We start from the raw sequence: 19,776 nt of genomic DNA on the forward strand, positions 1-19,776 counted from the left end.
TTGCCAGGTCGCTACAGCCGGGGCCTGACGCGGGTGTCCCTCGCCTCCTTCGTGATGGCCTCCTCTTTCCCCCGCTGCGAGATCCGTCAGCTGGCGGTGTTCGTGTATCCCGGTGGGATCAAGGCGCATGATGCCGAGCGAATCACGGTCTTCTATGGCCGCCGCGGCCTGCCGGTCAAAAAGCCCCGCTTCATTCCGGCCCAGCTGGCCCATCAGCTGGCCCGCAAGCTCCAGGCCAAGCGGCTTGGCACCGTGGCGGTGCTGTGAGCCGCCAGGGGCTGCGGCCCCTGCCCCGGCGGGCCTGCGGGCCCCCGGGGCTTTCAGCTGACTCAGCGAACCGACTGATTCCGCTGCCAGTTGCGCTCCAGCGCCACCCGATAGCGCTCGATCCCCCAAGCGCTGCTGCGCATCTGACGGTTGATCAGCCGAGTCACCTTCCAGGCCTTGAGCCCCATGCCGACAGCGAAGACCAGCCAGGGCACCAGAAGCCAGAGCGGATGGTCCATCAAGCCGGCAGCGGTGTCCTCGCTCTTCTGCAGCGCTGGCTCTGCTGGTGTTGGCGGACGGTCCACTGGTTGCCCTTGATCGCCACACCGCAGTGCTCGCAGATCGTCACCGGCCGACTTCTGCACCACTGCTCGGGTCGCTCACCCACCAACTCGCGGCGGCTGGGGTCGATTCCCCGGCCCTGCTGGTAGCGGGTGAGTGCTGGTGCCGTGGTCACGAAGCCCGTCTCCAGACAGCGAAACAGCAGGGACTGGCCCCGCAGGTTCTGGACGTTGAAGGTGGTGGCCGTCATCAGCGCAGGGTCCGCTGCCACCACAGATGGTGGCACGAGCTCCCTGTCTCCACCACCGGTGGCGGGCGATCAGGCGGCTGGCACGGGAGCCGACCAGGACAGCAGGGTCTGAGACGAGGGATTTCCCAGAACCTGAAAAATTTCCGAGGCACCCTGCGCCGCTCCTGGAAACAGGGGGAATACCCCTCGCGAGTTTGGGTTTTTCTGCGGGGATCTGCAGGCTTCTGCAAGGAGTTGCAGGGAGCTGATTTTGAAACGCAAATTATGAGCAAATCTCGCAATTTTTTTCGCGTCAGTTTCTCCCTTTTTGATTGTTGATTGATTGATCGCTTGTGTATTCCCAGGTTCGGGCGTTGGCGGGGTTGAATCAGTTGCGCGTCAGCGGCGGCGGGGTTGCTTGGTTGAGCGCTGGGCTGCTTGCTCCGCAGCATCCATCCGTCGGGCAAGACCAGTGGCCCAGCGGCGGCCGGGCTCACCGCCCCAGCCATCCCAGGCCTGGCGGCCCTTGCCGTACTGAGCCCAGCTGGAGCCCTGCTTGTCCACCTCGTGGCGAGCGAAGTAGCTGACCATCCGGTCGATGGTGGCCGGTGATAACTGCTGACGGTTGAGCAGCTGCCGGGCTCGCGCCAGCCCCACAGGCGTCATGCCCCGGTTGGATGGAGGCTGCTGGGCCCGGCGCTCCAGGGCACGACGGGCTGCAGCCGCCACCGGCTCCGGAGGTCGGAACGAAAGGCCGGCATAGAAGCTGCGGGGCCGCCTTGCCATCGACTGGTCTCAGCGACGAGCCCCGCGGCCGTTCACCGCGAAGGACGCCCGATAGAGCTCAGAGGCCGACATCGCCTGAGGGTTGATCGGCTCGCCGTTGCTGCCGATGCCCGACACCGTCAGGCCTCCGGCGGCCTGCATGCCAGCCGGGCCGCGCTGCTGAAACAGGAAGCCGTAGACGGGGTGCACCCGCATCTGATCGAGGAACTCGGTCGTCGTCATCGGCCGGCCGTCATCACCGAGGAGGGGCTTGCCCTGGGAGTCGAGCGGTTCGAGCACGTCCTTGCCGTCGCCGCCAGTGCTGAGCCGGAAGCACGTGCCGAGCTGCCCCTTGAAGATGTCAAAGAACGTGCCCCTGGTGTCACCGCCGGTGCGGCCCTCGGCCTGGGAGAAGGCGCGCTCCAGCAGGCGGTCTTTGCGGAGTTGGAGGATCTGCTGCTTGGCCTCATCGCGCTCAGCGGCAACAGCGGCCACCTTTTGAGCGGAGGCCTCCTCCATCTGCCGCTCGCGCAGCTCCATCTGCTGCTCGAGGATCTGCTTCTGCCGTTCGGCCTCCTGCAGGCGGGCGTACTCCTCGGGGTTGATCTCGGAGAAGCGGTTCAGCTGCTGGCGCAGGGTGCGGATCTCTTTTTCAAGCTGGTTGCTCTTGCGCCGCTCGGCCCGTAGAGGCTCGGAGCTGCGGTGGTCATCGCCACCAGTGTCAGCGCCTGCAGCCGTGGCCGGGGCGGGGGGATCGCCTGCCGAAGCATCGGCAGTGCCCTGACCATCGGCACCACTGTCGGTGCTCTGGCCATTTGCGGCGTAATTGTCGTCAGCACCCTGACCGCTGGAGGTGGTGGTGCTGGAGGGGGAAGCAGAAGTGGCAGTGGCCATGACCCATCGCGGCTGTCGTGGAGGAGCACCCCGTCCGGGCTGTGCTCCTCAGCTATTGCCAGCCATCGATCTGTGAGGAGACGGCAGCGGACAAAGACCGGAAGCCGAGGAGCTGCTTACGGTCAACCTCAGATACCTGCCCTCCCGTGAAGCGCTTCCTCTCGATCGCGTTGCTCACTGCTGCGGTGCTGGGTGGCAGCGGGGCCATGGCCTGCGAGAAGCACCTGAACGGCCACCAGAACAGCAGCGGCACCAACACCGAGGGGGCAAAGAAGTAGGCGACAAGAGCGGCTCCGCTCAGCCCCGCGAGAGCTCCAGCTGCCTGGCCAGCCACAGCTCCACGTCCTCGTAGGTGTAGCGGACGAGGTTGCCCAGCTTCACGAAGGGAGGCCCATAGCCGCTGGAGTTCCAGCTGTAGATGGTGGAGAGCGACACGCCCAGGTAGGCGGCCAGGGTCTCGGGTGTGTAGAAGCCGCTCGGCAGGCTGGTGGTGCTGCTGTCGGCGTTGGCTGCAGCACGGCGCTTGGGGATGAACAGCCAGCTCCCCAGCGGCAGCTGGTCGGATGGGCGGGCAGTGATGGTGGGGTTGAGGCTGCGCAGGGTGGTCACGGTGGTGCCGTGGCGCTCGGCCAGCACGTTGAGGCTGTCGCCGGTGCCCACCACCGCCACCCGGTTGGGTTTGAGCGCGGCCTGGATCCGTTCGCCGAGCAGCGGCTGGGTCAAGGAGCCGATTCCACCGGCGCCATAGAGGCCGCCGAATTCGGTCACCGAGAAGGCCCCCAGCTGGCCGCGGCTGGGGGAAGGGAGCAGGCCTGGGGTGCGCAGCTCCGTGAGCGGCCCCAGCCACACCGCCCCGAAACACGGGGTGAGCAGTGCCGGTGTGGTGGCTGAGACGGGCCGGATGCCGCTGGTGCTCCAACTGATGGCCGCCGCCAGCCAGTCCCAGGGTTGGGACGGGGTCAGCGGCAGCACTGCCCCACGGGTGAGGTAGCCCTCGTAGGTGAAGTCGCCGGTATCGAGCCCCGGAGCGTTCTCCTTGCTGGAGATTCCCCGCAGGCGCTTGAGGAACCCCTCGAACAGGAACCTCCCCGTGCGGGCTGAATCCAGCACCCCCGGCAGTTGGTTGGAGAACAGCAGGATGCGGGCATTGGCATAGGGCTGCAGCGCCGACGGAGGCAAGGGCCCAGGGGCGGGAGTGCTGGTCACGGCTCAGCCCCGCTCCAGGGGTGCGGTGAAGGCACTGCCCTGGCCGCTCAACTGGGGATCGCGGCTCCAGTTCGCCAGGGTGGGGAGCATCAGCAGCAGCGCCTGGGCATGGCTGCCCCGCTGGCGCCGCAACGCCTGCTCGATCGAGAGACCCACGCCGTAGCGAGTGATCGTCTCCTCCCGCAGCAACTCGGTGTCGTACTCGATCACGTCCGCCTTCTTGACCGGCAGCGTCCCGTCATCCGGCAAGGCGTCCGCGGCCACTGCCTTACGGCGGGTCTCGATGGGCGCCTGTAGCTGCTCGGGGCCCAGTCCCGCCAGCTCGGTCTCGATGGCGGCAATGGCATCCAGCTCCCTGCGGGCTGTGGGGATGGCATCGGGGTAGAGCTGCTCGAGATCTGCCATGGCGTCGTTGATGGCGCGGATCGCGGCCATCTGGGCCGGAATCGAGAGGGCAACGCGGATGCCCTCCAGGTCAGCAGCACGCCAGCGGTAGGGCGAGTCGGTCGGGGTCTGGCTCATGCGGCTGCAGGCGCGGCTGACTCCTCTTGCCTGAGGGGCACCGGCGCCGAGCTTTCGGCAGCTCTGGGCTCTGGGGACCGGCTCCCGTCCCCGGCCCTGGTGGCTGGGCTGTCATCCAGCGTCGGGCTGCTGATCGCATTTGCCGTCGCCAGGGCCAGCTGGTGCCGGAGCTCCTCCCGGGAGATGACGCCCTTGTCGAAGAGCTCGATCCATTCCTTCACCTGGGGCTGGGGCTGGATCGGCGGGGTGAGCGGGCTCACCGTCACCTGCAGACCGGCGGCCGGGTCAAGTGGCTCGCCGGTGAGGGCACACCAGTGCTGCAGCAGGGTGGAGAACAGCGAGGCCTTCTGGATCGCCATCGCCTGCAGCAGCGCGTAGCTCTGGCTCGCGGTGAGGCTGATCTCCATCTCGGTGCGGGCAGCACCACGGTTCTGGCTGGGGATCAGGGCATCGCGGCGCATGGTGTCGTCAAGGATCTGCAGCCAGGCCCGATGCTCCGCCAGAGACCGCGCCCGGATCTCCACGAACTCAAAGGAGGCATCGGAGGGCAGGTCCATGCAGGTGTTCGGACCCAGCACCACCGGACCGGCCTGGCTGTTGCCCATGGCGTCCACCATCCCTTTGCGGACGCCGACAGGGAGGGCAGTTCTAGAGAGCAGCTCCTCGTATTCGCTCTTGCAGCGGAAGTGATTGAGGTACTGGTGCGCCAGACCCAGGTGCGGCAGGTCCCCCTCGCCAAAGCCGGAACCATCGGAGGTGTACCAGCAGGCCGGCAGGCGGCTGATGCCCTCGTAGGTAGTAGTCGCCGGTGCCTCGCAGCGCCAGCCGCTGGTGGTCTGGGGGTCAGCGCAGATCGGGTGGTGGGCCAGCTGCAGGCCGGAGACAGCGTCACCAGTGGTGAGCAGCTGCAGGCTCCGGTAGTGCCAGCGGTCGGGGGCGTCGGCATCGCCCAGCAGGGCGTTGATCTGCTCGGTGACTGACCCCTCACTGCCGGGGGGCTCAGCACTGATCGGTTGGTTGATCGGCTCGCGCCAAATGATCCGGCCAGGCAGGCCGTAGGAGACGGGCAGCTCCCAGTTCAGGCAGTTGGCCCTGGGCACCAGCTGCAGCCGGGGCAGCGAAAGCCGATCGCCGCGGCGCAGAGCCTCCTGCCGGTCGCCCTCGCTGGGCCAGCTGTGCTCGGGAGGGAGCACCAGCACGAGGGCGGCGCCGTCGCGAAGCACCAGCAGGTCGGCGGCGGCAAGGAAGACGCCCAGGTCCGTGCCCCGGCCATCCACGTCGGTGAGCACCGAGCTCAGGCTGGTCGGGAGGCTGAGCCAGCTGCCCCGGCTGAGCATGCCGGCGTAGGTGCGCAGGGCATCGCGGAAGAAGCCTGAGGGGCGAGCAGCGTCCAGGCGCTTGCGGTAGGCCGTCTCCGGTTCCCGTTCACCCTTGGGCAGGTAGTGCTCCTTGCGGCTGCTGCCGTCAGGGGCGGCAAGCAGGGCCCAGCAGTCGGCGGTGATCTGCAGGGAGGGTTGCAAGACGCATAGTCCGGAATGAGACTGCCAAGGCACTGGGGCGCAAATCACGATGAATCGAAAACAAAGTTCGCCATCGCCTATTGCCTGCCTACCCGACGCAGTAAACGATCAGAGCGAGAGCTGGCTTGTCAGCGGTGATCCTGACCTGCAGCTTTACTCTAATGCTGATTGAGCAAGCATTCATGGCGCTTCCTGAGTTTCTAACTGGAGCGCCATTCAAAAAGTACCAGAATGAAGGTACTGTTGTTACCGCTTTTTCCATGGCAGTTCTGCAGGAGTTGAATTCCAGGAACGTGCCAAATCCTGTTGCTGCATTAAGAGAAGAAGTCAATTATCCTTTCGCTCGAAAGTGGAGGGCAGATCTTCATCTTGACCTTGCCGCGATGAAGATATTTACCCCCGAGTTATCCTCCTACGGATATTATCAGAACAACTGGCTGGAGGCAAAATACTCCCGACTCAACCAAGAAGGCAAGCCAAGTATTTCCGGTCTTGTTACAACTCTTTTGCTCCTGAAGGATATTGTCAGAATTTGCGCTCTTCCTCCCGACTCAAGCCCCGGAAAAGAATCAACTAGTGGTCGCTACCTATTGCATGCTTACCAAGGAGACCCTTTCCAGTATTTTAGTCTGCGAAGGAATAGTGGCAAAAAGCGCGACGAGAGAGAGTGGATCACTTCCTTGCTTGTCCAGGGGGCTTCATCAATTAGATCTCTTGATATTCATTGCGAGAAATCAAAGACCTTTGAATCGCACGTCGGGAAGCACACTCGCCTCATACGAATGAGTGCCGACGTAACCAATATTGCGCATTCTCCCAGGGATCCTTCTGCAGATGCCTACTATATTGTCTTGACAAGGGTAGATAACTTTTCGATCAGGGTAGGCAGTCGGTGCCTCGGAAGAAGGCAGGGGGTTATCTTTGGAAGCCATCCCGATAGCGCAAGGCTGGTACCCGCTGCTATAGCTCAATTGCTGGCTGACTAATCTATTTCGGTATTCCTAGCTTACAAGCAGAGGGCTTTGAGAAGTATTGACCGGGCTCCCTTGATTTGCCTTGGTTTAGTCTATATCGTGGTCCTAGCAATTGTATTAGTCTCGTATCGATTGTAAAGCGCTTAGCAAATGCCATTGTCGAGTGCCACAATTTTGCTGCTGCATGCAAGACATACCTGAGCCCATCGTTCAGTGCTGATGCCCAATTGTCCAGGAACTTCGGCTGCAGCATTACCTAGTCTGAGTAGCTTTTGCCCACGTGCGTAGAGCTCCCTCCAGCTAGCAGGCACCTTAATCATGAACCCCTTGTCCCGGAGGTAGTGATACACCTCCCCATTGGCGTAGGTGCGTGCATAGGGCCGAAAGGAACCCCGCTCGGGTGAGTAGCGGCGAGCAGCCTGGATGATGCCGAGCATGGCGATCTGCTCCAGGTCTTCTTTCGGGTGCCCCGTGCGGCGAGAGATGTTGCCGGCCACGGTGGCGGCGAGGTCGCGGTGCTGCAGCGCAAGGGCATTGGCGGCGGCATGGGGGTTCACCGGCCGGTGCCGCCGCGGCTTGGCCGGGAAGGCGATCACCAGCTGAACAGCCTGATGGCTCGGCGCGGGTCGCGCGCGCTGAGCACGGCGAGGCCGCGGCAGACACGTCGCCACCACCGGCGGCCGCAGCGGCAGGTCCAGCTGACCAGCTAAGGCGGCTGCAGCGATGCGGCAGGCCGGAGTCCGTAGTGGCCGGGCGATGGCGACCGTCATCGCTCAGCGGCTGAACACCATCGGCACCGGCGAACTGCCGTAGCCCCGGCCCCGCCAGAACTGGGCCTCGATCCACAGCACCCCCTGGCAGAAGGCATCCACCTGGTCGTCCACCCCGCCCCGAGGGGAGAAGGCCAGCAACTCCTCGACCAGGCAGTCGGCCTTGCGGGCAAAGCGCACCTGGCCGGCTTCCACCAGCGGGGCCACGGCATGGGCACGGGAGGCCTTGCTGCCCTTGGGCGGGATGGCGATCAGCCCCGGCACCTGGCGCCTGAGCAGCTGACAGACCGCAGGGCCGTTGGCAGCGTCCTCGATCAGCACGGCGTTGGGTCGCAGTCCCTGCCGCTCCAGCGACGCCAGGGAGGCGAGCAGGAACTTGATCACCCCTGGTAGATCGAGCCGCTGCCGGTGGGCCCAGAGCGCTTCAATCTGCAGTTCGGCCCAGGGATCAGGGGCATGAGCCCCCTCTGCGGCCTGTTGGCCAGGGCGATGGGCGGTACTGGCGTTCGTGGCCAGCGCCAGGCCCTGCCGCCGCGCCTCCACCGCCGGATGCCGCTGGGGCTCCAGCAGACCCAGCAAGGCAAAGCCGCAGGCGTCGTTGTCCTTGCCGTCCTTGAAGCTCAGGTCACAGCTCAGCACCAAGGGCGCATAGCGGCGGGGCTGGCCGGGGACGACCGGCAGCGGCGGCTGGATCCAGCCCTTGCGGAACAGCAGACCCTCCGCCGGGCTGGGCCGCTGCTGGTACAGGGCGTTCCACCAGTAAGAGCCCAGGCGGGTGCGGATGCGCTGCAGCACCGCCAGCGGCACCCGTTCCGGGCAGAGCGGCTCGCCGGGCTGGCGCCAGTCGTGGACTTTCGTGCAGGTATGCGGAATCTGCATCGAAATCGCCTCCGGCTCGGCGATGGCCGGCAGGTTGAGCACCGTCCAGTGCTCAGGGTTTTCTTCGGCTTCTTGTTCGAGCAGCCAGGCGGTCATGTCGTGGTGGTCCCAGCGGGTCTGCACCACCACCTGGGCCGCCGGTAGCAGCGCCCCCTCTGCCGTCAGGCCCGGTTCAGCCCTGGTGAACCAGACGCTCTTGAGCCAGTCGATCAGCCGCTCCCGCTGCAGCGCCGACTTGGCGTCTTCTGGCCCCTTGTAGGGGTCATCGATGATCCCGAGGTTGTAGCCCTTGCCCGTGAATGGCCCCCTCACGCCGGCGGCGATGCAGCCGCCCCGCTGGGGCGTCAGCCAGTTGCCCACCGCCGCTGAGTCCTTGGAGAGGGCGTGGCCGGTGATCCGGTAGTAGTGGCGGGCCTCGCGGCTGTGGGCATAGGCCAGCTCGCCCGAGTAGGAGGCGATGGCGCAGAACAGTTCGGGGTGCCGGCTCACCCAGTAGGCGGGGAACAGCCGTGACACCAGCTGGCTGTTGTGGGTGACCGTCAGCTGGCGGCCCACGACGTAGAGGCCATCGGCACGATCGACCTGAATGCAGCGGCCCCGGTGGGTCGAGCTGGGATCACAGTCGATTCGGGTGATCGCCACCCGCCGCTGCGGGGCCAGGCGGCTGATCGCCTTGCGCTGCAAGCGCGTCGGGATCGGCAGCGTGGGCTGAAATCCCACGGTGATCACCGCCTGGCGGCCCACCACCCCGCTGCTGCTGGTGCCTGCCGGCGTCTCCATCCGGTAGGGGCGAAAGCCCAGTCCTTCCGCCAGATCCAGCACTCCGGCCGCCAGATCGGAGCTGGTCGTCACGAAACGCACCCGGCCCTTGGGGTCGACGTGTCCGTCGCTGTCGATCAGCCCCGCCAGCAACCCCAGCCGCTGCTCGATCGCGCTGCGCAGGTAGGCCTCGGGGATGTGTTTGTGGCGCAGCACCCCCGCGGACTGCAGATCACAGCGCAGGGGGCAAGGCACACCCCGCTTGGCGAGCAGACCTGCCAGAGCGGTGCGCTGCACCCGTTCATAGCCCTCGCCGCGGTGGTGGTGGACCGCGGAAACCGCATAACCGGCACGCACCATGGCGACCACCGGTGCCAGGTCGCGCCGATCGTGGGTGACGCTGGGAATGCCGGTGGTGCCATTGCCCAGCCAGTAGCCCAGGGCATAGGGATCCATCGGCAGGGCTTGCCGGGGGTAGCGCAGGGGTACGGCATGGGGCAGCTGGAACAGGAAGCGACTGCCCCGTTGCCCCAGCACGCCGCTGTGGAGTGGCTGGCTGGCCAGCTCCGCTGTCGTCAGGGTCTGCCAGCGGCGACTCCTGCGGCTCCAGACCGTCCACTCGTGCTGAGGGTGGCACCAGATCTGCTCTCCGCGGCTGGTGGTGACCCGCATGGTCATGGAGGTCTCCGGCGAGAGAGCCAGCACGCGGGTGGGCCTGCCATCGGAGCCAAAGACCTGATCGCCGAGCTGGAGCTCGCCATGGCGCCGCCAGCCCTGGGGCGTCGGCACCGGCGTGTCGTGACTGCAGGCCTTTCCATGGCGCGGAGGTGTGCAGACAATCAGCCGCGTCAGCTGGCCATCGGCCACCTGCTGGAGCAGGTCGATCAGGAGTTCGGACAGCCGGTGGAACTGGAAGCTGGGGAAGGCCGAGCGGATGAAGTCGCGAAATAGCAGGCCTTGGCGGGTAGTTGTCGCCCGGTCCGGATCCGGAACACCCAGCAGTCCCCAGTCGGCCCACAGGTCCGTGGCGGGATCCAGCAGCAGGCCGCCATTGCTCGGCACCGTGGCCTTGGGTCTGGTCGTCGCAGCGATACGACCCATCAGCTCTTCGCCTCGGGGGGCTTGATCGGGGCCCGGAGCAGGCCGCCGATCTCGGCGATCACCCGGAATGCGCCAACGGCGGCATTGAACTGCCCCGCATCCATCGCCCGGCGGGCGCAGTCGTTCAGCGCAAAGATCTGCTCGGCCTGATGTCGGCGCCGGTCAGAGATCAGCTCCTGAACCATGCGCTCACGCGCAAGATTGAGGTAGCGGTTGACCGTCTGGGTGTTGTGGATTCCCCAATTCTCACGAGCATTTTCAATGATCTGCACCAGAGGTAGACGTTGAGCCACCCAGAGTTGTGCCTGAGCAATCCGCCGTTCCACCTCCAGCCGCGAGGGCCTGGGGGGCCGATGAACCGCCACACCCTTGGGGCGGCGCGGTGGATTGGCATGACCGATCGGCCGGGCCGGATCGGTGGGCTCATACAGCGGCTGGCCGTTGTCGTCCTCCGCGCTGGCTGCAGCGCGCAGCTCCTCCACCGGATCGGCTGGAGGCAGGGCGTGGGCACTTTGCGGCATCAGCTCAGAACGGTTGGTCCTGGCTCTTTGGGGGGCGAATGGTCCAGAAGGGCTTGCCGCGCTTCTCTGCCGCACTCCCCTGCTGGATCGCCTCGTCCTTGGCGGCCTTGAGCTGCTGCTCGATCTGCTGCACCGCCGGCGGGAACGCGTAGCTCAGCCGCCCGCTGCTGTGTGCAAAGGCCCAGTCGTTATGGGAGAAAGAGGGATCCAGCTGGCCAGCCGCCATCGCCTCGCTGAGGGCCTCAAGCAGCGGTTCGAGCTGCTGCTCCAGCTGCTTCTGCTGCGCCTTGAGGGCCGTGATCGCATCGAGCAGCGCATCGATGGCGTCTGACGGTGCAGGGGCGGCTTCAGCAGGGGCAGCAGGCATCACCATGAGCACGGCGTTCGGAGGCCAGCAGACCAGAGCCCGCCAGGGCTTCACTGTATGGGCTCTGTCCTAAGAGCCGCAATCACAACGGCTGTTAATTCCTAACAGGTCTCTCCCTCTGCTCAGAAGGGCCTGTGGGCGAGGCAGTAACCGCTCCAGGCGGCGGCCCAGGCCGCCAGGCACTGCTCACGGCTGTAGAAGGTGCTGGTGAACGCCTCGCCGGGCTTGCTCCAGATCGTCTGGCCCAGCTCGTAGTGGTTCCCCTGGGCGGCCTCCAGCACCATGTAGCCCCCCAGCTGGGCGGCGGTGGAATAGGCCCGGCCGTGGGCCGAGAGGGTCTTGAGGTCGTAGAGCACCCGCACATCGCGTCCCCGCCGCTCGCTCAGTGCCGGTGAGACGTAGGCGCCATCGAAGGCCCCGGCCACGTTGCGGGCCAGGCAGCAGGTGAGCCGCTCGCTGGCGATCACCTGCACCTCATCCCAGAGCGGCAACTGCAGCAGCGGCAGGATCCAGTCCCGGTACTGGTGATGGCCGGGGAGAGTCTCGGTATCGAGCAGGGCATCGCTGGCGCTCCTGCCCACCAGGAAGCGGGCCTGGCTGTAGTGCTCCAGAGCCGCATGCACCGTGGTTCCACGCGGCTGCCAGATCAGTCGCTTGGCCTCGATCGAGCGCTTGGCGATCTCGCTCAGTCCATGGGCCAGCACACCGGTGATCGACACCGGGAATAGGTGATCGCCGAGCCAGTACCGGTGCGCCGCCTCGTCCCGCCAGAGGCCGGGGATGGGCTCAAGCCAGGTGGTGGCGAAGTGGACGGCCACGGGCTCAGGCCATCCGGGTGCAAGTGGTTTGGCCGCCTTCTCGCATGAAGCCAAAGCCAGTGCCGGGGTTCTCTCGGATGTAGGCCCTGGCCATCCGCATCACCAGCTCACGAGGCAGGTCAACGGCGAACTGCTGGCCCACGGCCAGGCAGTCAAAGGGCAGGTCGTGATGCGACATGTCAGCAGGGTAAGCGGAATCGGGATCCAACGATCCAACATCGATCTAACGGTCGAGTGTTAGATCGAAAACCCTTGCCGCCACTACGGTCTGACCACCCATCTAACAAACAAACATCTATTTTAATAGAGATAGATATGAGAAGGGGTCTCTCTCGGGTGCACACGCACTATGTGTCTATGGGGGTGTATCGGCTGGGACAAGCGTTAGATCGTTAGATTTCCTCAGATCTCTTGTGCCGCAATCGATCTCGGTCCAACAGTCGCTGTTGGAGGGCTGTTGGATCAAACGTTTTCGAGGTCGGCGGCATCAATGGGCACCATGACGCAGCGTTTGGTCCCGATCCCTGCGAAGTGGACCACACGCTTGGGGAGATAGGCCCCGTCGATCCGTCTGAGCGCGGAGCGGTGAGCACCACCACTCCAGGGGGTACTGCGGAGCACGTGGTCAAGCTGGGCGTTGGCGTTGGCGACCGCCAGGAAATGCCCCTCGGCGCGCTCTCCATCCGGCAGGGGCTGGCCAGCGCGGAACACCCGCAGGCCGTAGCGGCCGAGCACCGGCACCAGCCGATCCCAGAGGGTGCCGGCAAGTGACTCCTGCAACGCGACGCAGCGAACCATCTCCCCGAAGGAGGCCTCGGCCCCAATGTCGTGCCGCACGATCTGCTGGAGGATGGTGTCGCGGCACTTGATCTCATCGGCCTCGGTGTGATCAGGCTGCTGGTGCTGCCAGTCCATCTGGTCCAGCCACTGATCCGCCATCACCAGGTTGAGGTGTCCGCCTCCTGCTGCCTCCAGGCTCCAGGCCCCGGCCAGCAGGGTGCCGTGCTGATCCCCGAAGCGCTGGCCAAAGCGACGGCCGAGGGCCTGGGCCAGGACGCGGGCGTTCTCGATGATCACGGGCAGCTGCTGCAGGGTGCGATGGATCAGCGCCCTGCCGTTGTCGATCGTGGCGACTGTTGCGATCTCGCGCTCGAAGTCCAGCCACTCGCTTTTGTCCATCGGGTCCTTGCGCAGGCCGAGCACACAGAACCGATCGATGTCGGCCTTCTGGATGAGCGACACATTGATGGAGGAGACGCAGAACATCGAGCGGATCTCGAAGCTGTTCGCGCCGCCGGAGGTGGTGCCCTTGTAGATCTTGCCGCCCTCTGAGCTGGCGATACGGGCCAGGGCCAGCACGTTCTGAACGATCAGCTTGTCCTTCTGCTCGTTCTGTTCGAACTCATCAAAAACCACCGGGATGGCATCGGACTTGAGGGTGCCGCGCAGGCCGGCCTCGGTAGTGCCGCCCGTGGCGGACTGGACGACGCCACCCAGCAGAGGGCGGAGGAACAACTTGAGGATGGTGGTGTTGTGGGTTACCACGAAGTCGTCCGTCACGTAAAGACGGTCTGGGTGGTCGATGGCGATGCAGGAGCATTCTTCCGGCTCGCAGGGATCGATGGAGACGACGTTGAGGTAGAGGCAGTCGGCGTACTGATGGGTCGGTGACACACGCTCCAACTTGCGCGGCAACGAGAAGACGATGGTGGGATCAGGCAGTCGAATGCTGATATTGAAAGCAGTCCTGCCCTGGCGCTTTTCACCGTTGTATGTGTAGGAGGTGCGTCTCGTGCCGACCTTGGCGATACCGCCTAGAGAGCGAACGAGTTCGAGCACATCGTCACGCAGTTGTTTGGACACGGTACAGAAGCTGATGCCGCCGGTCTTATCAGCCGTGCCGTCGGTGTCCATCAGGCCCTTAAGCAGCTCAGCGCGGTTCTCGATCGATGCCTCGAGATAGGCGCGTGGGATGAATTTGGTGTGGGAGTGGGTGCCAAGAAGCCTCAGGTCTTTGATCGTCTGCCTGGTCTGCTTGCCGTAGCGCGACAGGTCACCGAGGCGATACCTGCCGTCGACGTTTGTGTGAAAGAGGCAAAAGGGAGACCCCTCAAGGCACAGGCGAACTCGATCGACGACCTCCTGATCGAAGTCAGTGAGATTGATGCCGCCGCACGCGGAGAAGCAGCCATTGCCGAGCATGACCCCGAGGGCGTAGGGGTGCAATGGCAGGAGAGAAGCAGCCCCACCATTGCGAACGGTCATGGCCTGGCAGAGCGGCACCGCCAGGCTGCGCGATTGCCGGGTTCCGGTGGCGAGGATCTCGATCATCTCCGCGGTGGTGCGGATGCGCCAGGCGTGGTTCAGGCGGACTTTCCAAAGATGGTCGGCGGTGGCGCGAGTCGAGCGTCCGTCGGCGAAGGTGATCCGATAGGTCGCCTGCAGGCCCTGCGGGTACTTACCTCGCACCCTTGCAAATCCATTGTCAGGCGTGGAGACCAGGTCTCCCACCTCGATGTCGCCCATGCGGCGCCATCCGGCAGGCGTCAAAACCCTGGCCGAGTGAGGCTGGGCTTTTCCCGTGCCGGCCCCACCGGTGAGCCAGATGTGGGGCCGCCAGTTCAGGGCGCCGCAGACGGGGGCCAGCACCAGCCAGCCGAGAAGGAAGTGCGCGGAGGCGGGCATCTCCCAGCGGAAGCGCTCCGCAATGAAGCGGATCTGCATCGCCTCGGCATCGGGCAGGGGCAGATCGCCTGGGCCATCGAGGTGGCGTGCCTGCTCGTAGAAGAAGCGGGACGCTGGCGGTTGCAGAACGGAGCAGGGGCGGCCGTCCACGTTGAGGCGATCGCCGAGGTGAAAGATGACGCGACCCTCATCCAGCCAGGCGCCACGGCCGCGCACCCGCTCGGGGTCATAGACGCCGATGCTGGCCTGCTGCTCGAACAGATCCGAGGCTGCAGCAGCCCAGTTGATGCCGGTTCTGCTGGGGTAGAGCGTCTCCCAGTAGCTGAGGGAGGCGAGCGCAACGAGGTTGGTGGCGGTGTGGGCGCTGCGCGAGAGGCGCATCACCTGGCCGGTGTTGTGCGGTTGGTAGTAGTAGGAGTCGCCGTCAAATCCCAGGCAGAGGAAGGGCGCTGCCGACATGGGTGATGCCGGTGCAGGGGGTGGCGGTGGCGCAGCACCATCACTTCTGCCCGCGGCATCCGTCTCTGAGGGCATCCAAGGCTGGGCTGCTTTCGACAGCTGCCGTGCGGCCTGCCGGGGCGTCCAGTCGGCATCGGCCAGGTCCCAGCCCTGCGGCAGATCCGCCGGTGGTTCCACCAGCTGCACGCGGCATCCCTGCTCGCTCAACAGAGCGGCAAGCCGCGCCATGGCCTTGCGGCCGGGCGCGTCGGCATCGGGCCAGAGCGTCACCGCCCGCCCCGCCAGCCCCAGTGGGGCCAGCGGCTGCCAGTCGGCCTTGGCGATGGCGTTGGTGCCGTTGGCCCAGCTGATCACCACGTGCTCGGGAAACAGCTTGGCGGCGGCATCGGCGGTGCCCTCCCCCTCCACCACCAGCACCGGTGCCTTGGGCCGTTCGCTCAGGCCAGGCAGGCCGTAGAGCGGCCGCAGTGCTGGCCACTCGCAGGAGAAGGGATCGCGGCGGCTGGGCCGGTGCCAGCCACCATCGAGCCACACCCGATGCAGAAAGGCCTTGCGGCCCTTGCCGCCCAGGCAGAGGCGCTGAATCCAGAACAGCTGGTTGCCTGCCGCATCGCGGTAGCACCACTGGGCGATGGCGCCCTGATCCAGGGTCGGCGGTGAGGCATCAGGGGGCGGGAGCTCGGGTTGCCGCCAGGGCCGGCCGCCGTGGCCGGGAAGTCCGGTGACAGCAGAGGGCCTGCCACCGTTGCCGGTGCCGGTGCTCACCGGCTGAGGCCGGTGCCGCCCGCTCCCGCCTGGCTCCAGGCCCAGGTGGCGCTCCACCTCCTCGTAGGCCTGGCGAAAACTCCAGCGCCGCACCCGCATCAGCAGGTCGATGCCGGTGCCACCACCACCGAGGTGGTCCTTGCCGCCGCACTGGTTGCAGAACCAGGAGCCGCTGCCGTCCCGGTCGTCAAAGCGGAAGCGGTCCCGCCCCCCGCAGGCCGGACAGGGCTGGTGGCGGTTGCTGAGCTGCTCAGCGCGTAGCCCCGCCAACGCCTCGAGGATCTCCCGCCAGCGGCCTGAGGCCGCCGTGAGCACGTCGGTTGTCATGGGTGTAGCTGCAGCTCAACGACGCTCAGCAGCTGCCGACAACACAGGCCCTGGCACGGCCGAGGCGCACGTCTCTGCCGCGATCGCGGCATCGATCACCTGGCGCAGCACCGCCGAGCGGCTGAGGGTGCCGTGGGAGCGGCGCTGGTCAAGCCAAGCCAGCTGCGCCTCGGTGATGGAGACGCTCAGGGGCGGCGCAAAGGAGGCCATGGATGTCTGACGTTCTGAGCACACCCTAAGCCCGCCCGGCAGGGCTTGATAAGTTAGACATTGCTGAGCTCCTATGCCCAGCGCAAAGCTTGCCGTCTCGCCCATGGCCCCGATCGTCCTGCGCGACTACCAGCAGCAGCTGCTGGCCGACCTCCGCGCAGCCCTCAAGGTCCACCGCCGGGTCTGTGCCGTCATGCCCACTGGTGCGGGCAAGGGCCAGACCATCGGCGCCATCGTCCAGGGCGCAGCCGGCAAGGGCCGGCGGGTGCTGGTGCTGGCCCACCGGGCTGAACTGATCGAGCAGCTGAGCGGCACCGTGCGGGCCTGGGGCCTTGAGCCAGATGTGATCGCGCCCGGCCACCGGCTGCAGGGCCGACAGGTGGCGGTGGGTTCGGTGCAGACCGTGGCCCGGCGGCTGGGGCAGCTGCCGCCGCCGGATCTGATCATTCAGGACGAGGCCCACCACCTGGTCGCCGGCAACGTCTGGGGCCGGATCATCGAGGCCTGGCCTGGCGCCCACCTGATCGGCAAGACCGCCACTCCGGAACGCCTCGACGGGAAGGGACTGGGCGTAGAGGCCGGCGGCTATTTCGAGGCCCTGGTGCTCGGCCCCTCAGCGGCCTGGCTGGTGGAGCAGGGCTGGCTGGCCAGGCCCAAGGTCTTCTCCTGGCCAGGGGCCAGGAACAGCAAACTCCGCCGGCGGATGGGCGAGTTCGACCTGGAGCAGGCGGCACGCGCCTACGGGGACCGGGCCGCCATTGGCGATGCGGTGTCGCACTACCGCCGCCGGCTGCATCCGGGCACCGCCATCTGTTTCTGCTGCACCATCGAGCACGCCGAGCAGATGGCCGGTGCCTTCCGCGCTGCGGGAATCCGGGCCGCATCGGTGAGCGGCGGCACGCCGGCCGAGGAGCGCAAACGCCTGATCGCCGGGCTCGGCACTGGGGAGGTGGAAGTGCTCAGCAGCTGCATGATCGTTTCTGAGGGCACCGACATCCCCTCAGTCGGCGGCGCGATCCTGATGCGCCCCACCGCTTCCCTGAGCCTCTATCTGCAGATGGTCGGCCGGGCTCTGCGGCCCGCGCCGGGGAAACAGGAGGCGGTGATCCTCGATCACGTCGGCAACGCCCATCGTCATGGCCTGCCGACGGATGAACGCGAGTGGAACCTGGCCGGCCGGCGCCGGCGGGAAAGCGTCTCGATCCCGATCAAGGACTGCCCGGTCTGCTTCTGCAGCTGTCCCAGCGCCGCCCAGGTGTGTCCTGACTGCGGCCACCTGTTCCTCGCCGAGGAACGCGATGAGCAGCGGCGCGGGTTGCAGCAGCTGGAGGGCGAGCTGGTTGAAGTCACGGGCGCCGCCCGCCACCGGCCCAAACCCAGGCAGCAGCAGAGGCCCCGGCGCACGCACCCTGCAGCCGGATGCCGCACCTTCGAGCAGCTGCTGCAGCGCGAGCAGGAGCGTGGCTACAAACCAGGCTGGGCCCGGCATGTGTGGGCGGCAAGGCAGCACCACACGGCCAAGAGCGGTACGCTTTGACGTACGGGTGAAGGCCATGTCATGACCACTGTGTCCGCCACAGAAGCCCGCAAGCGGCTCTACGCCCTGATCGACGAGGTGGGGCAGTCCCACGAGCCGGTGCAGATCACCGGCAAGCGGAGCAACGCTGTGCTGCTGTCCCAGGACGACTGGCGCGCCATCCAGGAGACCCTGCATCTGGTCTCGATCCCTGGCATGCGTGAATCGATCATCGAGGGGATGGCGACCGATGTCTCCGAACTGAGCACCGAACCGGGCTGGTGAGCTGGACGGTCCTCTTCACCAAGCAGGCCCAGAAGGACGCTCGCAAACTCGCTTCCGCATCCCCTGCTCTCAAGCAGAAAGCTCAGGCCCTGCTGGACATCCTTGCCGTCGACCCCTATCAGCAGCCCCCTCCCTACGAGGCCCTGGTCGGCGATCTGCGAGGGGCCTGCTCAAGGCGCATCAACATCCAGCACCGCCTCGTGTATCAGGTGCTGGAGGAGGAGCAGATCGTGAAGGTGCTGCGGCTCTGGAGCCACTACGAGTAGCCCCGCCCGGCAACAGGAGGCATGGCCTCCTCCCCCAGCGAACACGAGATCCAGCAGCGCATCCGCCTGGCCTGCGGCCGCGGGGCGGTGCGGCTCTGGCGCAACAACACCGGTGCCCTGGTCGACCAGCAGGGACGCTTCGTGCGCTTTGGGCTGTGCAAGGGCAGCAGCGACCTGATCGGCCTGCGCTCGCTGGAGATCACGCCAGAGCTGGTCGGCCAGCGGCTCGCCCAGTTCGTCGCCCTGGAGATCAAGACAGCCCAGGGCGTGCTCAGACCGGAGCAGCAGGCTTTCCTGCGCCTCGTGCAGCAGCTCGGTGGCGTGGCGGCGGTCTGCCGCTCTGTGGAGGAGGCCGAGCAGCTGCTTGGCACCCCGAGGCAAGTGCTGCTGGGACACTGATGGATCCGGCAGAACTGCAGCAGCGGCTGAGGCGTCTCACCAAGGCCCACCCAGGCGAGCACCCCTACACCCTTGCTCTGAGATTGCAGGCAGAGACAGGGAAGGTGATCACTGGGCAGCTTGCCAAGCAGATCCTGCAGAAGCTCGGACAGGATCAGACCTGATATGCCAGGACGTGTCAGGAAGTGACTAGGAGTGCCAAGTTTGCCGTATGGTTCGGGAAATCCCATTCAGGATCCTGAACGTGGCCATCACCTACGCGGAGCTGCTTGAGCACCAGGAGGAGAACCGCGCAGCGTTCGGTCGGATGCTGCTGAACTGGCGAAGAACCAACGGCTGGACCCAGTACACCGCCTGCAGCTGGGCGGAAGAGGCCGGCTTCGATGCGATCTCCTACGGCAACCTCTCGGTGATCGAGCAGGGCAAGGCTGGCGAGCTGCGCCAGAAGGCCTTCTGGCAGCTGGGCGAGCTCAACCGCCGCATCGCCGAGAAGGACTGGGGACCGGTCAAGAGCCAGGCGATCAAGGACAAGCTCGAGAACGCCATCCCGCTGGGTGACGACGAGTGCCCGGCCTGGACGCCGCTGGAGCTCTGGGCCTGCTACTGCGGCCTCAGGGATGTGCCGGAAGCGTTCCAGACCACCCCCGCGCCGACCGTTGGTCAGCGCAAAGCCACGGAGCTCTCGGCCAAGTGGCGCAACCAGATGCGCCGGGTTGTCGATGAATGCGGCCTTGAGCCCAGCGACGCCCTGAATTCCCTGGCGGTCGAGGCCAGCGAAGAGCACCGCAAGCGCTTCTTTGCCGTGCTCACGGGCTTCGGCGACTACAAGCCAGAGGAGCTGGCGCCGCTGTGGATCGAGGGCGATCTCTACCAGCCCAAGCGCTGGCTGGACCAGTGGGAGGCCGCCAGCAGAAAGGGTGGGAAGCCCAGCGGCCGCAAAGGCAAGAAGCCAGTCACAGCCTGATTGCTAGGAATTAACAGCCGCTGTGA

Annotated in this window: 23 protein-coding genes; 8 read left to right on the forward strand and 15 right to left on the reverse strand. The window is 66.0% G+C overall.

Annotated elements, in window-relative coordinates; all coding sequences use genetic code 11:
* A partial coding sequence (locus KBZ33_RS14385) for a hypothetical protein (protein WP_254954901.1) occupies positions 1–267 on the forward strand: 267 nt, incomplete at its 5' end.
* A gap of 62 nt (positions 268–329) precedes the next feature.
* Here KBZ33_RS14385 and KBZ33_RS14390 read toward each other — a convergent pair.
* The 4 genes from KBZ33_RS14390 to KBZ33_RS14405 all read right to left on the reverse strand — a co-directional run bounded on the left by KBZ33_RS14390 (position 330) and on the right by KBZ33_RS14405 (position 2,437).
* Entirely contained in the window at positions 330–506 is a 177-nt protein-coding gene (locus KBZ33_RS14390) for a hypothetical protein (protein WP_254954900.1), read from the reverse strand.
* A complete protein-coding gene (locus KBZ33_RS14395; protein ID WP_254954899.1) occupies positions 506–799 on the reverse strand; it encodes a hypothetical protein in 294 nt (97 codons plus the stop codon). The genes KBZ33_RS14390 and KBZ33_RS14395 overlap by 1 nt, the downstream gene beginning before the upstream one ends.
* Positions 800–1,177: 378 nt before the next feature.
* A complete protein-coding gene (locus tag KBZ33_RS14400) occupies positions 1,178–1,564 on the reverse strand; it encodes a hypothetical protein (RefSeq protein WP_254954898.1) in 387 nt (128 codons plus the stop codon).
* A 9-nt stretch (positions 1,565–1,573) separates the two neighbouring features.
* Positions 1,574–2,437 carry a hypothetical protein gene (locus tag KBZ33_RS14405; protein WP_254954896.1) on the reverse strand — a complete coding sequence of 288 codons (864 nt, stop codon included), beginning with the start codon at positions 2,435–2,437 and terminating at the stop codon, positions 1,574–1,576.
* A 146-nt stretch (positions 2,438–2,583) separates the two neighbouring features.
* Between KBZ33_RS14405 and KBZ33_RS14410 the strand changes: the two genes are divergently transcribed.
* Entirely contained in the window at positions 2,584–2,715 is a 132-nt protein-coding gene (locus KBZ33_RS14410) for a hypothetical protein (RefSeq protein ID WP_254954895.1), read from the forward strand.
* Between the two features lie 19 nt (positions 2,716–2,734).
* Here KBZ33_RS14410 and KBZ33_RS21625 read toward each other — a convergent pair whose 3' ends face one another.
* The 3 genes from KBZ33_RS21625 to KBZ33_RS14425 are packed head-to-tail and all read right to left on the reverse strand — an operon-like array spanning position 2,735 to position 5,685.
* Entirely contained in the window at positions 2,735–3,643 is a 909-nt protein-coding gene (locus tag KBZ33_RS21625) for a helix-turn-helix domain-containing protein (protein WP_254954894.1), read from the reverse strand.
* 3 nt (positions 3,644–3,646) lie between these two features.
* Positions 3,647–4,165 (reverse strand): hypothetical protein, encoded by a 519-nt coding sequence (locus KBZ33_RS14420; protein WP_254954893.1) that lies wholly within the window; start codon positions 4,163–4,165, stop codon positions 3,647–3,649.
* A complete protein-coding gene (locus tag KBZ33_RS14425) occupies positions 4,162–5,685 on the reverse strand; it encodes a DUF4055 domain-containing protein (RefSeq protein WP_254954892.1) in 1,524 nt (507 codons plus the stop codon). Before KBZ33_RS14425 ends, KBZ33_RS14420 begins: the two co-directional genes overlap by 4 nt.
* Positions 5,686–5,846: 161 nt before the next feature.
* On the opposite strand from KBZ33_RS14425, the gene KBZ33_RS14430 reads away from it, so the two are divergent.
* Complete coding sequence (locus tag KBZ33_RS14430; protein ID WP_255011816.1) at positions 5,847–6,671, forward strand: hypothetical protein; 825 nt, start codon at positions 5,847–5,849, stop codon at positions 6,669–6,671.
* Between the two features lie 131 nt (positions 6,672–6,802).
* Here the strand turns inward: KBZ33_RS14430 and KBZ33_RS14435 are convergent, their stop codons facing one another.
* From KBZ33_RS14435 to KBZ33_RS14470, 8 genes are all read right to left on the reverse strand, one after another.
* Positions 6,803–7,429: a sigma-70 family RNA polymerase sigma factor gene (locus KBZ33_RS14435; protein ID WP_254954890.1), complete on the reverse strand. Its 627-nt coding sequence runs from the start codon at positions 7,427–7,429 to the stop codon at positions 6,803–6,805.
* A 3-nt stretch (positions 7,430–7,432) separates the two neighbouring features.
* The gene (locus KBZ33_RS14440) at positions 7,433–10,168 is read right to left on the reverse strand and encodes an LAGLIDADG family homing endonuclease (protein WP_261362454.1); all 2,736 of its coding nucleotides are present in this window, start codon (positions 10,166–10,168) and stop codon (positions 7,433–7,435) included.
* Positions 10,168–10,689 carry a hypothetical protein gene (locus KBZ33_RS14445; protein WP_254954889.1) on the reverse strand — a complete coding sequence of 174 codons (522 nt, stop codon included), beginning with the start codon at positions 10,687–10,689 and terminating at the stop codon, positions 10,168–10,170. Before KBZ33_RS14445 ends, KBZ33_RS14440 begins: the two co-directional genes overlap by 1 nt.
* Before the next feature lie 4 nt (positions 10,690–10,693).
* Positions 10,694–11,056, reverse strand: a complete 363-nt coding sequence (locus KBZ33_RS14450) for a hypothetical protein (RefSeq protein ID WP_254954888.1) — start codon at positions 11,054–11,056, stop codon at positions 10,694–10,696.
* Positions 11,057–11,178: 122 nt separating this feature from the next.
* Positions 11,179–11,874, reverse strand: coding sequence for a hypothetical protein (locus KBZ33_RS14455; protein WP_254954887.1), 696 nt, complete (start codon positions 11,872–11,874; stop codon positions 11,179–11,181).
* A gap of 4 nt (positions 11,875–11,878) precedes the next feature.
* Positions 11,879–12,052 (reverse strand): hypothetical protein, encoded by a 174-nt coding sequence (locus KBZ33_RS14460; protein ID WP_254954886.1) that lies wholly within the window; start codon positions 12,050–12,052, stop codon positions 11,879–11,881.
* A 284-nt stretch (positions 12,053–12,336) separates the two neighbouring features.
* Positions 12,337–16,110 (reverse strand): primase-helicase zinc-binding domain-containing protein, encoded by a 3,774-nt coding sequence (locus tag KBZ33_RS14465; protein WP_254954885.1) that lies wholly within the window; start codon positions 16,108–16,110, stop codon positions 12,337–12,339.
* A gap of 15 nt (positions 16,111–16,125) precedes the next feature.
* Positions 16,126–16,320: a hypothetical protein gene (locus KBZ33_RS14470; RefSeq protein ID WP_254954884.1), complete on the reverse strand. Its 195-nt coding sequence runs from the start codon at positions 16,318–16,320 to the stop codon at positions 16,126–16,128.
* Positions 16,321–16,423: 103 nt separating this feature from the next.
* Here KBZ33_RS14470 and KBZ33_RS14475 point away from each other — a divergent pair, with 103 nt between their 5' ends.
* The 5 genes from KBZ33_RS14475 to KBZ33_RS14495 all read left to right on the forward strand — a co-directional run bounded on the left by KBZ33_RS14475 (position 16,424) and on the right by KBZ33_RS14495 (position 19,750).
* Positions 16,424–17,857 (forward strand): DEAD/DEAH box helicase, encoded by a 1,434-nt coding sequence (locus KBZ33_RS14475; protein ID WP_254954883.1) that lies wholly within the window; start codon positions 16,424–16,426, stop codon positions 17,855–17,857.
* Between the two features lie 21 nt (positions 17,858–17,878).
* Positions 17,879–18,121, forward strand: coding sequence for a type II toxin-antitoxin system Phd/YefM family antitoxin (locus KBZ33_RS14480; protein WP_254950613.1), 243 nt, complete (start codon positions 17,879–17,881; stop codon positions 18,119–18,121).
* Entirely contained in the window at positions 18,118–18,387 is a 270-nt protein-coding gene (locus KBZ33_RS14485) for a Txe/YoeB family addiction module toxin (RefSeq protein WP_255011817.1), read from the forward strand. The genes KBZ33_RS14480 and KBZ33_RS14485 overlap by 4 nt, the downstream gene beginning before the upstream one ends.
* 21 nt (positions 18,388–18,408) lie before the next feature.
* Positions 18,409–18,786: a VRR-NUC domain-containing protein gene (locus tag KBZ33_RS14490; protein ID WP_255011818.1), complete on the forward strand. Its 378-nt coding sequence runs from the start codon at positions 18,409–18,411 to the stop codon at positions 18,784–18,786.
* Between the two features lie 244 nt (positions 18,787–19,030).
* Complete coding sequence (locus KBZ33_RS14495; protein WP_254954270.1) at positions 19,031–19,750, forward strand: XRE family transcriptional regulator; 720 nt, start codon at positions 19,031–19,033, stop codon at positions 19,748–19,750.
* Positions 19,751–19,776: the final 26 nt, after the last annotated feature.

It is taken from the genome of Cyanobium sp. Cruz-8D1 (assembly GCF_024345975.1).
Lineage (GTDB): Bacteria > Cyanobacteriota > Cyanobacteriia > PCC-6307 > Cyanobiaceae > Cyanobium.

Excerpts from the sequence above, each read along its gene's own strand:
- KBZ33_RS14420 (WP_254954893.1), bottom strand. The coding sequence starts at position 4,165 with ATGAGCCAGACCCCGACCGACTCGCCCTACCGCTGGCGTGCTGCTGAC.
- KBZ33_RS14445 (WP_254954889.1), bottom strand. The coding sequence starts at position 10,689 with ATGCCGCAAAGTGCCCACGCCCTGCCTCCAGCCGATCCGGTGGAGGAG.
- KBZ33_RS14490 (WP_255011818.1), top strand. The coding sequence starts at position 18,409 with ATGGCCTCCTCCCCCAGCGAACACGAGATCCAGCAGCGCATCCGCCTG.
- KBZ33_RS14465 (WP_254954885.1), bottom strand. The coding sequence starts at position 16,110 with ATGACAACCGACGTGCTCACGGCGGCCTCAGGCCGCTGGCGGGAGATC.
- KBZ33_RS14390 (WP_254954900.1), bottom strand. The coding sequence starts at position 506 with ATGGACCATCCGCTCTGGCTTCTGGTGCCCTGGCTGGTCTTCGCTGTC.
- KBZ33_RS14400 (WP_254954898.1), bottom strand. The coding sequence starts at position 1,564 with ATGGCAAGGCGGCCCCGCAGCTTCTATGCCGGCCTTTCGTTCCGACCT.
- KBZ33_RS14395 (WP_254954899.1), bottom strand. The coding sequence starts at position 799 with ATGACGGCCACCACCTTCAACGTCCAGAACCTGCGGGGCCAGTCCCTG.
- KBZ33_RS14440 (WP_261362454.1), bottom strand. The coding sequence starts at position 10,168 with ATGGGTCGTATCGCTGCGACGACCAGACCCAAGGCCACGGTGCCGAGC.
- KBZ33_RS14470 (WP_254954884.1), bottom strand. The coding sequence starts at position 16,320 with ATGGCCTCCTTTGCGCCGCCCCTGAGCGTCTCCATCACCGAGGCGCAG.
- KBZ33_RS14475 (WP_254954883.1), top strand. The coding sequence starts at position 16,424 with ATGGCCCCGATCGTCCTGCGCGACTACCAGCAGCAGCTGCTGGCCGAC.
- KBZ33_RS14435 (WP_254954890.1), bottom strand. The coding sequence starts at position 7,429 with ATGACGGTCGCCATCGCCCGGCCACTACGGACTCCGGCCTGCCGCATC.
- KBZ33_RS14450 (WP_254954888.1), bottom strand. The coding sequence starts at position 11,056 with ATGCCTGCTGCCCCTGCTGAAGCCGCCCCTGCACCGTCAGACGCCATC.
- KBZ33_RS14460 (WP_254954886.1), bottom strand. The coding sequence starts at position 12,052 with ATGTCGCATCACGACCTGCCCTTTGACTGCCTGGCCGTGGGCCAGCAG.
- KBZ33_RS14430 (WP_255011816.1), top strand. The coding sequence starts at position 5,847 with ATGCTGATTGAGCAAGCATTCATGGCGCTTCCTGAGTTTCTAACTGGA.
- KBZ33_RS14405 (WP_254954896.1), bottom strand. The coding sequence starts at position 2,437 with ATGGCCACTGCCACTTCTGCTTCCCCCTCCAGCACCACCACCTCCAGC.
- KBZ33_RS14480 (WP_254950613.1), top strand. The coding sequence starts at position 17,879 with ATGACCACTGTGTCCGCCACAGAAGCCCGCAAGCGGCTCTACGCCCTG.